This window comes from Pedococcus sp. KACC 23699 (assembly GCF_045348425.1).
In the GTDB taxonomy this organism is placed as follows: Bacteria; Actinomycetota; Actinomycetes; order Actinomycetales; family Dermatophilaceae; genus Pedococcus.
In genome coordinates, this window is record NZ_CP157483.1 from 3,812,654 (window position 1) to 3,825,882 (window position 13,229).

Below are 13,229 nucleotides of genomic sequence, written 5' to 3' on the forward strand. Positions count from 1 at the left end.
GAACGGCCGAGGCGGCCGGGCCCGACGCGCGGTTAGCCTCCTCGAGGAAGCATGGCTGCACCTGGACCTCGGTGGAGCAAGGACGACAGTTGGGACAGATCGTGGCTGGGCTCGGCACGCGCGCCGGACTCACCGGAACCGCACTGGCGGTGCTGGTGGTCGTCGGCGCAACCTCGGCCCAGGCGGCGACCCTGACGTCGACCCTCGGGGCCACCCCGGTGGCGGCAGCCGGCACGGTCGGCGTCGCATACCGCTCCCCTGCCGGTGCAGTCACCCCGTCCGCCAAGGAGACGTCTGCGAAGGCGGCCCAGGCAGCGAAGGCGAGAGCCGCCAAGGCGGCGAAGGCCAAGGCCGCCAAGGAGGCCACGCTGAGCCCGGCGCAGGTCGCCGCCCAGGTCGCCCAGGCCGATGCCCTCACCGCGGACCTCACCAGGTCCGACGCGGCCATCGCCGCCGCGGCCACCAAGCTGGACCGGTACGCCAAGCAGGCGAACACCCTCCTCCAGCAGTACTCCGAGGCGCGGGACGCCGAGCGGACGGCCATCGCCGAGGCAGACCGCAACGTCGCGCTGTACCAGCGGCTGAGCTCCCAGCTCGGTGAGGACCGCAAGGCGCTCGGCCAGTGGGCCTACCAGGCCTACGCCGGAGGTGGCGGCACCCTGGGTGACGTCAGCCTCCTGTTCGAGGCGCTGGGCAAGGACGCCAGCGAGGCCAGCGACACCGCGGCCCAGCTCTCCTACCTCAGCGACCAGCGGTCCTGGGCTTTCACCAAGGTCGAGGACAACACCGCCCTCCAGCAGGCCGCTGCCGTCCAGGCCGTCGAGGCCAGCACCCGGGCCAGGCAGGCCGCGGCCACGGCGGCAACGGCCAAGACCAAGCTCGACGCCGCCATCGCCGTGCAGAAGTCCCAGCTCGAGGCCACCCGCTCCCTGCACGCCGCCCAGGTCGCCAAGATCGGACCCATCGCCGGCCTGCTGCTCGGCAGCGAGACCGAGGCGGGGAAGAAGGCCACGGCCCGCCTGCGCCAGGCAATGGTCATCCCCGGGGTCAAGGCCGACGGGTCGGTCAAGGCCTGCAGCACCAACGAGCTCGACTACCCCAACGGCGCCATCCCGGCGGCCGGACTGTGCCCGCTCTACTCCGACCCGACCCAGAGCCTGCGACCCAGCGCTGCTGCCGCGTTCAACGCCATGAGCATCGCCTACGAGCGGGACACCGGGTCCCCGATCTGCATCACCGACTCCTACCGGTCGTACGCCGAGCAGGTCTCGGTGAAGGCGGACCGCGGCAAGTGGGCAGCCACCCCCGGTCGCAGCGAGCACGGCAAGGGCCTGGCCGTCGACCTGTGCGGCGGGATCCAGAGCTTCGGCAGCGCAGCCCACCTCTGGATGAAGCAGAACGCGCCGTTGTACGGGTGGTTCCACCCGTCGTGGGCCGAGCCGAACGGCTCCCTGCCCGAGCCGTGGCACTGGGAGTACGCGGGCTAGTCCCCTCCCCCGCGGCGGCGGCGACTCGCACACGTGCGGGTCGCCATACGCGTCGGTGACGCGGGTCGCTGTGCCACCCTTCACGCATGACAACAGCGACGGTCGAACAGCAGTCGGCCTGGGTCGGGAACGAGCACTACCGCCGGTCCTGGTACTGGTACGACTGGGCCAACTCCGCGTTCGTCACCACCACCGCCACCGTCCTGTTCACGCCATACCTCACCGCTGTCGCCGAGAGCGCCGCGTGTCCCGGCCTAGCGGACGGGCAGACCTGTCGCACCAACCTCGACGTCCTCGGGGTCGGAATCTCGCCAGGGTCCATCGCCCCGTTCACGGTCACGGTGGCCACCATCGTCTCCGCCGTGGCCCTGATCTTCGTGGGCGCCATCGCGGACCGCTCCCCCCGCCCGGCGCGCCTGCTCGGCGGCTTCGCGGCCGTCGGCTCGGTCGCCGCCTGCCTCATGTCCCTGGTCAAGGGGACCAACTGGCAGCTCGGTGTCGTCCTGCTCGTCGTGGCCACCTTGTGCCTCGGCGCCTCGCTGGTCGTCTACGACTCCATCCTGTGCCGGATCGCGAGCCCGGACGACCGCGACAAGGTCTCCTCCCGCGGGTGGGCCCTGGGCTACCTCGGTGGAGGTCTGCTGCTCGCCGTGAACTTCCTCATGCTCAGCAACCCTGAGCGCCTGGGCCTCGACCGTGGGGGCGCCGTCCGGCTCAGCATGCTCATGGCGGGCCTGTGGTGGGCCGGGTTCACCCTCATCCCGGTGATCGGCATGTGGCGGCTGCGCGGCGTGGAGCGCCCGGAGGTGGCGCGTAGCGCCGGCATCGTCGGCGGGAGCCTGCGCCAGCTGGGGTCCACCTTCCGCGAGCTGCAGCTGCTGCCCCAGACGATGCTGTTCCTCGTGGCCTACCTGTTCTACAACGACGGGATCCAGACGGTCATCGGGCAGTCGAGCCTCTACGGGCAGCGCGAGCTGGGCTTCCCCGAGACGACGATGCTCACGCTCTTCCTCATGGTGCAGTTCGTCGGCATCGCGGGCGCGCTGCTGTTCGGCCGGCTCGCCAACAGGTATGGCGCGTGGCGGACGGTCCTCGGTGGCCTGGTCCTGTGGAGCGGGGTGGTGGTGTACGCCTTCTTCGTCCCGGAGAAGGCGATCGCCGCCCTGTTCGCCCTCGGCGTGGCGATCGGCCTCGTCCTGGGTGGGACCCAGGCGTTGAGCCGGTCGTTGTTCAGCCAGCTCGTGCCCAAGAACCGCGAGGCGGAGTTCTTCAGCCTTTACCAGGCGATGGAGCGCGGGACGAGCTGGTTCGGCACCCTGACCTTCGGCCTGGTCTACCAGTGGACCGGGTCCTACCGGCCCTCGATCGTGGCCCTTGTCGTGTTCTTCGTCATCGGTGGTGTCCTGTTGTCCCGGGTGGACATGCGCCGAGGCATCCGCGACGCCGGCAACGAGGTGCCGGCCGTCGTCTGACCTCGTCCTGGCGGCCCGGCGACAGCCTGCTGAACGGGTCTGCATCACGGCGGCTGCCATGGCGGATGTGATCCGTGTCACCCTGAGACAACCCTGAACGCGCCGCGTGCGTCGGAACATTGCAGGGGTCGACGTCGTTATCCCTGACGAATCCCGAGCCCCCGACAGAGCGGGCTGGGAACCACGCACGTTGGGAGAACCCACCATGGCCGAGCGCACCCTCCGCGGTAGCCGAATGGTTTCACACAGCCTCGAGACAGACGACCACGTCGTCCCGAGCGAGCGTCAGATCACTGCATACGTGTGCCCGCAGGGGCACCGCACCGAGCTGCCGTTCTCCATCGAGGCGGAGATCCCGCCGACCTGGGAGTGCCGTTGCGGCGAGGAGGCTCGTCTGGTCGACGGCCCCGAGCCCGAGGCCAAGCAGGTCAAGCACGTCCGCACCCACTGGGACATGCTGCTCGAGCGTCGCTCGATCCCCGAGCTCGAGGAACTCCTCGAGGAGCGCCTCGTGCTCCTGCGCGAGTCGCGCGGCGAGAAGCCGCGTCGCAAGCGCACCGCCTGACCGCGTCACGAGGGCCTCGGCCGGACACGACACAGCGGCCGCACCCACGACGGGTGCGGCCGCTGTGTCGTGTCCGGCCCACCACGGTGGGGCGGCGACCACCAGTCGGCGGTCACGAGCCGTCGGTCACGAGCCGTCGGTCAAAGGACCTCGCCCTCGACGACGTCCGGTCCGGAGGCGCGGCCGGTGGGTCCACCCGGGCCGCTCCCCCACCGTCCGGGGAACCCACCGAGCAGGCGCCTGGCCACAGCGACCTCGAGCAGCCGTCGGGCGATGGGCCGGGTGAACGGCAGGATGAAGAAGAACCCGACGATGTCGGTGAGGAAGCCAGGCGCCAGCAGCAGCGTCCCTCCCACGAGCACCAGCGCCGCGTCCGCGAGCTGACGACTGGGCATCTGGCCCGTGCGCAGGGCCGTGTTGAGGGCGGACCAGGCCCGCGCCCCCTCGCGGCGGACCACCCAGGCACCGAGCGCGGACTCGACGAGCAGCAGGAGCAGCGTCTGCCAGCCACCGATCACCTTGCCCACGGCGATGATGGTGGCGATCTCGAGGACGGGCACCACGAGGAGCAGCACGAAGGCCACGACGAGCCACCGCGGACGGCGTGGCCTTCGACCGCGGGCGTACGGCGTGCTGCCTACAGCTCGTGCCACGTCGCCTCCCGGCGCCCGGACACACCACGCAGCTGGTCTGCGCGGTGGTGCACCCCCCAGGCCGTGATCCGTTGCAGCGACTCGCGCATGATGTCGCCGCTCATCTTGGAGTCGCCGATCTCCCGCTCGACGAACGTGATGGGCACCTCCACGACCCGCAGGCCGAGTCGGACCGCACGGCGCGTCAGGTCGACCTGGAAGCAGTACCCCTGCGACGCGACCTGGCTCAGGCCCATGGCGCGCAGAGCTTCGGCGCGGTAGGCGCGGTAGCCCGCGGTCGCGTCGTGCACGGGCATCCCGAGCAGGGCGCGCGTGTAGAGGTTGCCACCGACGCTGAGCGCCTTGCGGTGCAGCGGCCAGTTGACCACCGACCCACCGCGGACCCAGCGGGACCCGATGACCAGGTCGGCGTCGGCCAGGGCGTCGAGGAGACGGTGCAGCTGCTCCGGCTGGTGCGACCCGTCGGCGTCCATCTCGACGATGGCGTCGTAACCCCGGTCCAGGCCCCAGTGGAAGCCGGCGAGGTAGGCCATGCCCAGCCCCTGCTTGCCCGGGCGGTGCAGCACCCTGACCTGGGGGTCGGCCGCAGCCAGCTCGTCGGCCACGTCACCGGTGCCGTCGGGCGAGTTGTCGTCGAGGACGAGGACGTCGGCGGTGGGCACGGCCGCACGGATGCGGCGCACGACGAGCGGCAGGTTCTCCCGCTCGTCATAGGTCGGGATGCAGACGAGCACCCGGTCGATCTGGTCAGACAACGACGCTGTCCCTTCGTGACTCTGCCGGCCCCGCGGGGTCGGTGCTGGCGGCCTCGACCCTAGCGTCCCGACGACGCCGCCACTGACCCACGGCGAGCAGCGCCACGACGGCGAGGGCCGCGACATACTGCGGCAGCGGGCCGATCCGGTCGGAGGGGGTGACCTCGGTACGGACCACCGGTGCGCCGAACGCGGCCGCCGACCTGAACAACGACGTCTTCTCGACGTACGTTCCGTCGGGGTTGATGAAGCCGCTGACCCCCACCGTGGACACGTGCACGACCGAGCGACCGTGCTCGATGGCCCGGATCCGGCTGATGGCGAACTGCTGCTCGGACTCGGCGGTGTAGCCGAACGTCGCGTTGTTGGTCTGCACGGCGAGGATGTTGTCCTGCTTGCCCGACTGCAGCGTCGAGTCGCGCATCAGGTCGTCGTAGGCGACCTCGAAGCAGATCGTCGGGATGATCCAGTAGGGGTCCTGCCCGGCCACGGGGACCTCGAAGGCGCCCGGGCGGTCCCCCTTGGCGAAGTCGCGGGTGACCAGGTCGACCTTGTCGCTGAAGTTCCGGAAGAAGCTGCGGTAGGGGATGTACTCGGCGAACGGCACCGGGTGCTGCTTGACGTACCGCTGCGGGACGGGGTTGCCGGGCAGGTAGAACAGGCTGGCGTTGGAGACGTACTCCCCCGGCCCCAGCAGCACGGCGCCCAGCAGCAGCGGCGCCTTCACCGTCTCGACGGCCAAGCGGATGTCTGCGGCGGCGTCGAGGTTGCGGAAGGGGTCGATGTCCGAGGCGTTCTCGGGCCAGACGACGAGGCTGGGCGGGACCGGGTTGCGCGCCGCCGCGGCCACGGTGGCCTGCACGTGGTTGTCCAGGACCTTGCGGCGCTCGGAGTTGAAGTCGAGGCCGGGCTTGGGGACGTTGCCCTGGACGAAGAGCACCGAGACCTTCCGGCCGTCGGTGGGAGGAGTCGTGGCCAGGGCCACGGCGAGGGGCGCAAGGGCGACCAGCACGAGGACGGCGCCGAGCAGCGGCCGCGCGGGAGGCGCCGCGGCGGGGGTCCGGCGCAGCCGGTGGAAGACGCTGCGCACGAGCGCGTGCAGCAGCACTCCGGTCGCCGCCACGGCGAAGGTCAGGCCGGGTGCGCCGGCGAAGCGGGCGAACGGGGCGAGCAGGCTGTCGGCCTGGCTGAAGGCGAGCCGCGCCCACGGGAAGCCACCGAACGGCGTCGTGGCCCTCGCCCACTCCTGCAGGACCCAGGCGAGGGGCACGACGGCATACGCCAGAGGGTGCAGGCGCGAGGCCGTCAGCGGACGTTGCACGACGGCGACCACGGCGCACATGGCCGCGATGTAGAGGGCCTCGAGGGTGGACAGGGCGATCCACGGGAGGTCGCCGACGTAGACGCCGGACCACGACAGGGTCGGGAAGAAGAAACCGAGGCCGTGGGCGAGCCCGGCGACAGCGGCCAGCCGCCACCCGGCACCGGTCACCGCCAGCGAGAGGAGCGCCACGCCGACGGGGGCGAGCCACCAGATGTCATGGGTCGGGAACGCGTAGGCGGTGGCCAAGCCGGAGGCCGCGGCCACGACGAGGGTGATCACCCGCGGGCGGGAGGACGTCGGCACGACACCACGGTAGGACACGGCACGGCCCGTGCTGCCGTTGGGACCAGCGAGGTGTGGGCTGGGTGCCGACGTCCTGCTGTTGTCTACTAGGCGCACGGGCCGTGCCGCCGTCCCCCACCGCCTCGGAGCAGGCACCTGCACGAGTCAGGACCTCACTGCTGGCGGGCGATGGCTGCGCGCGCTAGCCACCGGTCAGTGAGTCCATCCCCTGCGCGGATTCCCCCTCGCGGACGGTTCGTCGGTGGGACGACCGTGGGCAAACCTACCGGCGTGGGGAGGGGTGTCAAGACGTCGTCCGTGGCGGAAAAGCGCCAATGCGCAGGTCAGCCGCACGGACGAGAACCGTTGCACCACAGGTCATTCGACGAACGGTCGGCGTGTCGTCCACGACACGCCGGTGGGCACCTCAGCTGTCGGAGGACGGTGCAGGGACGACCACGACGCCACGCGCCGTCGTGGCGACCACCGGCGGGTCGAGGACGTCTGCGCTCGACTCCCCGCGCGCCGGGGCCCCGCGACCGACCACCCGCACCTCGAAGGCCATCTCGCGGCTGCGGCTCCCGACCCGGACGAGCCTGGCCTCGATCTCGATGACGTCGCCGGCGCGGACCGGCGCCTTGAACTGCACGTCGGAGTAGGACGCGAAGAGCCCCTCGTCGCCGTCGGTGACGATGCACATCTCGGTGGCCACGTCACCGAACGCCGCCAGCGAGTAGGCGCCGTCGACGAGGTTGCCGGCGTAGTGGGCGTGGCTGTACGGCACGTAGCGGCGGTGCGTGACGGTGCGTCCGACGGTGGCTCCGGTGGTCATGACTTCTCCTTCGTCGAGGACGCGGCGTCGCGGGAAGCGGAGTCGCGAGGAGGGGCGAGGGCGTGGACGAGGTAGCTGGCCACCTCACCGGGGGTGGTGCCGCGTCCGAAGATGCGGTCGACACCCAGCCTGGGGGCCGACCCCTCCTCGAAGCGGGGGCCACCGACGACGAGCAGGGGCACCTGACCGGCGGGGTACGCCTCGCGGAAGGCTGCGCTCATGGTCGTGGTGTTGTGGATGTGGGCGTCACGCTGGGTGACGACCTGGCTGACCATGACCGCGTCGGCCTTCTCCTCACGGGCTCGTTCGACCAGCTCCGGGACGAGGACCTGGGCCCCGAGGTTCACGACCTTGACCTCGCGGTAGTACTCCAGGCCCTTCTCCCCCGCGAAACCCTTGATGTTGAGGATCGCGTCGATGCCGACGGTGTGGGCGTCGGTGCCTATGCAGGCGCCCACCACGACGAGCTTGCGACGCAGCCGGGACTTGATGGCCTTGTTGACCTCGGTCGGGCTGAGCAGCGGGAACTCGCGCTCGACGACGGTGACGTCGCGCAGGTCGACGAGGTGCTTGGCGCTGCCGTAGACGACGAAGAAGGTGAAGTCGGGACCCATCGCCTTGGCGTGCACGAGCAGGGCAGGCTCCAGGCCCATCTTCGCGGCGAGCTGCAGGGCCGCGCCCTCGGCCCGCTTGTCGTGGGCCACGGGCAGGGTGAAGGACACCTGGACCATGCCGTCACCGGTGGTGTCGCCGTAGGGGCGGATGATGTCGGGCTGCTTCGAGGCGCTCATCGGTCGCTGCCCTCCTCGAGCATCGTCGTGGCGGGATTGTCGTAGTCGGCAGCGCGCTCGACCACACCGTCCAGGCCCTTGCCGCGGTTGGCGGGGCGCTTCATCAGGCCGAAGGTGCCGTCGGCGATGGCTGCCAGCAACGGCGGGTCGCCGGCAGGGTCGCTGTCGTGGACGATCGCGTCGAGGAGGTCCACCGCCTCCCCCAGCACGTGGCGCGCCCGCGTCTGGATGAACCCGTCACGTGGCGGGTGGAAGTCCTCGGTGAGGCCGCCGGCTGCGTTGAGCACGTACCGCACGTTCTGCAGGGCCAGGTCGCGGTCGGACAGGAACGGCGTCACCACGGCCTCGGTCATCATGCCCACCAGCAGGATCCCCTGGCCGGTCATGGCGCCGACGAGGTTGAAGAACCCGTCGAGCAGGTAGCCGCGGAAGACGTCGCCGGTCATGTGCTTGGTCGGCGGCATCCACTTCAGCGGCGCCTTGGGGAAGAGCTGGCGCGCGAGCAGTGCGTGCGCGAGCTCCATCCGGAAGGAGTCAGGCAGGTCGGGGTTGATCTCGAAGGCATGGCCCAGTCCGAGCTGCCAGTCCTCGAGCCCGGCCTCCTTGGCGAAGTACTCGTTGAGCAGTTGGCTCACGGTCACCGTGTGCGCGGCCTCGACGGCGTCGGCGGTGGTGAGGTAGTTGTCCTCACCGGTGTTGATGATGATCCCGGCACGGGCGTGGATCTGGCGGCTGAACCGCTGGTCGACGAACGTGCGGATCGGGTTGATGTCGCGAAAGAGGATCCCGTACATCGAGTCGTTGAGCATCATGTCGAGCCGCTCGAGCCCGGCGAGCGTGGCGATCTCGGGCATGCACAGGCCGGACGCGTAGTTGGTGAGGCGGATGTAGCGGCCGAGCTCCTTGGACGTCTCGTCCAGGGCCGCCCGCATGAGCCGGAAGTTCTCCTGTGTGGCGTACGTGCCGGCATACCCCTCGCGGGTGGCGCCCTCGGGCACGTAGTCGAGCAGCGACTGACCGGTGGAGCGGATCACGGCGATGATGTCGGCGCCCTCGCGGGCGGCGTTCTGCGCCTGCGGGATGTCCTCGTAGATGTCGCCGGTGGCGACGATGAGGTAGATCCACGGGCGCTGCTCGGGGTCACCGTGACGCTTGATCAGCCGGTCGCGGGTGGCCCGCTGCTTGTCGATGGTGCGTATGCCGCGGCTCACCTCGCGTCGTGCGGCGGACTGCGCGCGGGTCGCCTCGCGCCCCTCGGGTAGGCGGAACGACGCCGAGCCGCTCGCGGCCTTCTGGGCCAGCGTCAGCAGGTCCGGGGCCTCTCCCCTGCGCAGCGCGTCGTAGACGGGCGTCGTGATCCCGTGCTCGAGGCCGACCTCGGCACGGACGGCATCGACCAGGTGGTTGACCCACGGCACCCGTTCGTGGTCGGCGCCGGCGAGACCCGCGAGGCGCAGCGTGGCGCGCTCGACGGAGACCGTCGTGTGGCTCTGGGCCAGCTTGACGACCGGCCGGCCGGCCTTGCGCGCGAGGGCGCGGGCCTGGCGGACGGCGGCGGGATCGAGGTCCAAGAGGGGTTTGGCTCGTGAAGACACGGCGCAAATCTAGCAGCGGGACACAGGATTTCCGGCCAACGTCGCGGTTGACCGGAAATCCTGTGCCCGTGCCCTCAGCCGCCGCTGCCGGCAGTGGCGTCGTCGTTCCCCTGGGTCTTCGCCTTGGCCAGGACCTCGGCGGGCACGGCGTCGACGACGATCGGCTGCACGGTGACGACGGTCCGGTTGCCGGGGTCGGTCTCCCCCAGGTACCGCCCACTGGCCTCGTCGAAGTACACGGCGTCGACGTAGGCGCCGCGGTACTCCAGCTTGACCGCGTCGTGACCGGCGAACCGCACCCTGGACGTGCTGACCTGCGGCAGGTCCCCGAGCACCCGGATCATGGCGGCGTTGAGGGCGGGTGGTGTCATGCCCTGGACGAAGCGGTCGGTGCAGTTCTCGAAGATGGCCTGGCTCGGGTCGAGGGCGTTGGGTCCGGTGCTGCGGATGTGCGCGTCGAAGAGGGCCCGCAGCGCCGTGGGCTCGGTCGGCCACTGCAGGTAGTCGGCCGGCTGGGTGCCCATGAAGGGATCGTCCCCGAGCGGGGTGGCCGGGAAGCGGGAGAAGGTGGTGCCGGTCGGCGCCGCCCGGGAGACGTCCCGCAGCCACGTCGTGCCGTCGGCGTCGGTCCAGCTCTCCGAGGTGGAGTCGACTGCCGGGGTCTGGGAGTCGCGGTGCGCCTGGCTGAACGTCACGACCTGGTGGAGGTACTGGCCCGGTCCGACCTCGAGGGTCGGGGCCAGGGCCGCGGTGGCGGCGAGTCGCTCCACCGCGTCGGCGCGGGGCAGGGCGGTGTCCGGGGCGAACACGGTCGTGCCCCCCAGCACGGCCAGGGCTGCCACGGCGGCTGCCGCGCCCAGGGCGACCCAGCGCCGCCTCGACCTGCGCGGCGCGAGCGCGACGACGCGTCCGGCCGGGGTGTCCTCTGCTCCTGCACGCCGTAGGGAGTCCGTCAGGACCGCCTCGGCCCGGGTCGAGGGCCAGTCCGCGCCGAGGGCGTCCTCGGTGGGGCGGGCGGCCTCCAGGAGGCGCAGGGGGTCGAAGGTGCGGTGGGACGGCTGGGCGATGGTCTTCACGAGATCTCCTGGGCGATCGTGGCGCTGGCGAGGCGCGGGGTACGGGCCGGCTCCCCCGCCGGCAGGGGGGACGAGGGCGAGGCCTCGGCGGCATACGCGGCCCGGAGCCGGGTTCGGGCACGGTGCAGACGCACCGTGAAGGCGCGCACCGAGCAGCCGGCGACGGCGGCGCCGTCGGTGGGCGAGAGCCCGTCCCACGCGGTCAGCAGGAGCGCCTCGCGCTCGGCCCGCGTGCACTGCTCGAGGGCGCGCAGGACGCTGTCCCGCTCGTGCACGGCCTCGTCCGCCGAAGGTGCGCTGGATGTCCAGCCCTGGCGCACCGCGGCGAACCAGACCTCGTCGGCACGCCGGGCGGTGCGCCGCTGGTTCGCCACGACGTTGCGGGCGACGACGAGCAGCCAGGGAAGGGGCTCGTCCGGAACCTGGTCCGGTCGTCTCCACGCGACGAGGAAGGTCTCCGAGACCACGTCGTCGCACTGGCTCGGCTCGACGTGCCGCCTGGCGTACGCGTGGACGCGAGCCGCGTGCTGCCGGAACAGCGCGCTGAGCTCGTCGTGCCGGTCGACGTGACCGTCGAGGTGACTGTCTGGGTGTCTGCTCACACCCTCTTGTGTCCGCTGCTCCCCCCGGATCACGCGCATGCCCCGGATTGTGCCGCTCCGCCTTCCCGGCACGTGGGAGGTCGCCGTCTTCGGAGGATCCGGCGGACCAAGGCCCGTCGGATCCTCCGAAGAAGCGGATCAGCCGGTGAACGCCCCCACGTCGTGGACCGTGCGACCCCGGACGACGGTCCGCAGGCACTGGGGCGCGGGCTCCCCAGGCGAGAGGTCGGGCAGTCCCGGCGTGCCGGAACGCGGGTCGGTGCTCCACGTCTGGATGCGGTCGTCCGGGGCCTGGACGACCAGGTCGCCGACCTTCCAGATCGCGAACGTCGCAGGCAGGCCCAGGTCGAGGTATCCGCGGTCGTCGAACCCGGCGGCCCGCCAGCCACCGCGGGTGTGGGCGAGGAAGGCCGAACGGGCAGAGATGCGCTGACGCTCGTCGTGGTGGGTGATGCAGGCCCGCACGGCCTCCCACGGCGCGAAGGGCGTCACGGGCGAGTCGGAGCCGAAGGCGACGGTCATCCCGGCCGCGAGCATCGACGCGAAGGGGTTCATCGGCGCGTCGCCCACGACGCGCTCGGCACCGAGCCGCGCGGCATACATGGCGTCGGGTCCGCCCCAGAAGGTGTCGAAGGCGGGCTGCACGCTGGCGCCGACACCGAGGGCGACGAGCCGCTGGATCTGAGCGGGGTCGACCATCTCGAGGTGCTCCAGGCGGTGCCGAGCCCGCGACACCACGGGGGCGCCGACCAGCGCTGCGGCGGCCTCGAGGCCCTCGACGACGGTGTCGACCCCCGCGTCGCCGATGACGTGGAAGCCGGCCTGCAGCCCGGCGAGCGAGCAGGCGGCGACGTGGTCGCGGACCTGGGCGACGGTGAGGTAGGCGTTGCCCGTGTGACCGGGTGCGTCGGTGTAGTCAGCGCGCAGGTGCGCGGTGCGCGAGCCGATCGACCCGTCGACGTTGAGGTCGCCGGCCAGGCCATGGGCCCCGTGCAGGGTCGCGAGGTCGCGGGCCTGCTGCTCGTCGCCGACGAGCTCGGCCCAGTAGCCGAGGGTCTGCGGTCCGTCGCCGCGCTCCCCCGCCGCCAGCACGTCGGCGAAGTCGTCGGCGCTGGACAGCACCGGCCCGCCGTTCTCCTGGACCAGCCCGATGCCCGCGGCCGCGGCGGCCTGCAGCGCGAGGTCGATGTCGGCGCGCCGCTGCGCCGGCGTGACCGCGTCGGCGAAGGCGACCCGCGCCGCGTGGTGCGACTCCCGCGTGACCAGCCCCTCGCCCTCCCAGCCCGGGAGCTGGCGCGCTCCGGACGCCGCCGCGAGCGCCGAGGAGATCACGGCGGAGTGGCCGTCGATGCGGGGTGAGTAGACGACCCCGCCGTAGGTGGCGCGGTCGAGCTCGGCACCGGTGACGGGGCGCCGCTCGGCCCAGTGGCCCTGGTCCCAGTTGGGTGCGTAGACGGGGCGGCCCTGCTGGCGGCGCGCGGCGTCCTCGATCCGCGACAGGGCCTCGGCGACGCTGCGCGTGGTGCCGAGGTCGACCCCCCGAAGACCCGCACCGGTCTGCGACAGGTGGGCGTGCGAGTCCACGAACGCCGGCGTCACGAGGGCCCCGTCGAGCTCGACCACCCGGTCCACGGCGTCACCGTGCACCGCCGAGGCGTCGTCGCCGCCGATCCAGGCGATGGTGCCCGAGGCGTCGTCGACGACCATCGCGTTGGCGAAGGGGTCGATGGGTGAGTAGACGAATCCGCCGCGGTAGAGAGTGCTCACGCGAGCACCTTATGCGGCACCCGTGTCC

The 13,229-nt window shown here is 71.7% G+C and carries 12 protein-coding genes; 3 read left to right on the forward strand and 9 right to left on the reverse strand.

What is annotated here, in order from left to right:
* Positions 1–89: 89 nt before the first annotated feature.
* The 3 genes from ABEG17_RS17945 (at position 90) to ABEG17_RS17955 (ending at position 3,524) form a co-directional block, all read left to right on the forward strand.
* A complete protein-coding gene (locus ABEG17_RS17945) occupies positions 90–1,487 on the forward strand; it encodes a D-alanyl-D-alanine carboxypeptidase family protein (protein ID WP_406830850.1) in 1,398 nt (465 codons plus the stop codon).
* An 86-nt stretch (positions 1,488–1,573) separates the two neighbouring features.
* Complete coding sequence (locus ABEG17_RS17950) at positions 1,574–2,959, forward strand: MFS transporter (protein WP_406830851.1); 1,386 nt, start codon at positions 1,574–1,576, stop codon at positions 2,957–2,959.
* 205 nt (positions 2,960–3,164) lie between these two features.
* Positions 3,165–3,524 (forward strand): RNA polymerase-binding protein RbpA, encoded by a 360-nt coding sequence (locus ABEG17_RS17955; RefSeq protein WP_056914443.1) that lies wholly within the window; start codon positions 3,165–3,167, stop codon positions 3,522–3,524.
* 140 nt (positions 3,525–3,664) lie between these two features.
* Here the strand turns inward: ABEG17_RS17955 and ABEG17_RS17960 are convergent, their stop codons facing one another.
* The 9 genes from ABEG17_RS17960 to ABEG17_RS18000 form a co-directional block, all read right to left on the reverse strand.
* Entirely contained in the window at positions 3,665–4,177 is a 513-nt protein-coding gene (locus ABEG17_RS17960) for an FxsA family protein (RefSeq protein ID WP_406830852.1), read from the reverse strand.
* A complete protein-coding gene (locus ABEG17_RS17965; RefSeq protein ID WP_406830853.1) occupies positions 4,162–4,932 on the reverse strand; it encodes a polyprenol monophosphomannose synthase in 771 nt (256 codons plus the stop codon). The genes ABEG17_RS17960 and ABEG17_RS17965 overlap by 16 nt, the downstream gene beginning before the upstream one ends.
* Positions 4,925–6,559, reverse strand: a complete 1,635-nt coding sequence (lnt, locus tag ABEG17_RS17970) for an apolipoprotein N-acyltransferase (protein ID WP_406830854.1) — start codon at positions 6,557–6,559, stop codon at positions 4,925–4,927. Before lnt ends, ABEG17_RS17965 begins: the two co-directional genes overlap by 8 nt.
* Positions 6,560–6,965: 406 nt before the next feature.
* Positions 6,966–7,370, reverse strand: a complete 405-nt coding sequence (locus ABEG17_RS17975) for a hotdog domain-containing protein (RefSeq protein WP_406830855.1) — start codon at positions 7,368–7,370, stop codon at positions 6,966–6,968.
* Positions 7,367–8,161: an OAM dimerization domain-containing protein gene (locus ABEG17_RS17980; RefSeq protein WP_406830856.1), complete on the reverse strand. Its 795-nt coding sequence runs from the start codon at positions 8,159–8,161 to the stop codon at positions 7,367–7,369. The genes ABEG17_RS17975 and ABEG17_RS17980 overlap by 4 nt, the downstream gene beginning before the upstream one ends.
* A complete protein-coding gene (locus tag ABEG17_RS17985) occupies positions 8,158–9,756 on the reverse strand; it encodes a lysine 5,6-aminomutase subunit alpha (protein ID WP_406830857.1) in 1,599 nt (532 codons plus the stop codon). The genes ABEG17_RS17980 and ABEG17_RS17985 overlap by 4 nt, the downstream gene beginning before the upstream one ends.
* 74 nt (positions 9,757–9,830) lie before the next feature.
* The gene (locus tag ABEG17_RS17990; RefSeq protein ID WP_406830858.1) at positions 9,831–10,832 is read right to left on the reverse strand and encodes a hypothetical protein; all 1,002 of its coding nucleotides are present in this window, start codon (positions 10,830–10,832) and stop codon (positions 9,831–9,833) included.
* Positions 10,829–11,434 (reverse strand): RNA polymerase sigma factor, encoded by a 606-nt coding sequence (locus tag ABEG17_RS17995; protein WP_406830859.1) that lies wholly within the window; start codon positions 11,432–11,434, stop codon positions 10,829–10,831. Before ABEG17_RS17995 ends, ABEG17_RS17990 begins: the two co-directional genes overlap by 4 nt.
* A gap of 138 nt (positions 11,435–11,572) precedes the next feature.
* Positions 11,573–13,201, reverse strand: coding sequence for an amidohydrolase (locus ABEG17_RS18000; RefSeq protein WP_406830860.1), 1,629 nt, complete (start codon positions 13,199–13,201; stop codon positions 11,573–11,575).
* Between the last annotated feature and the right edge of the window lie 28 nt (positions 13,202–13,229).

Excerpts from the sequence above, each read along its gene's own strand:
- ABEG17_RS17950 (WP_406830851.1), top strand. The coding sequence starts at position 1,574 with ATGACAACAGCGACGGTCGAACAGCAGTCGGCCTGGGTCGGGAACGAG.
- ABEG17_RS17975 (WP_406830855.1), bottom strand. The coding sequence starts at position 7,370 with ATGACCACCGGAGCCACCGTCGGACGCACCGTCACGCACCGCCGCTAC.
- ABEG17_RS17955 (WP_056914443.1), top strand. The coding sequence starts at position 3,165 with ATGGCCGAGCGCACCCTCCGCGGTAGCCGAATGGTTTCACACAGCCTC.
- ABEG17_RS17980 (WP_406830856.1), bottom strand. The coding sequence starts at position 8,161 with ATGAGCGCCTCGAAGCAGCCCGACATCATCCGCCCCTACGGCGACACC.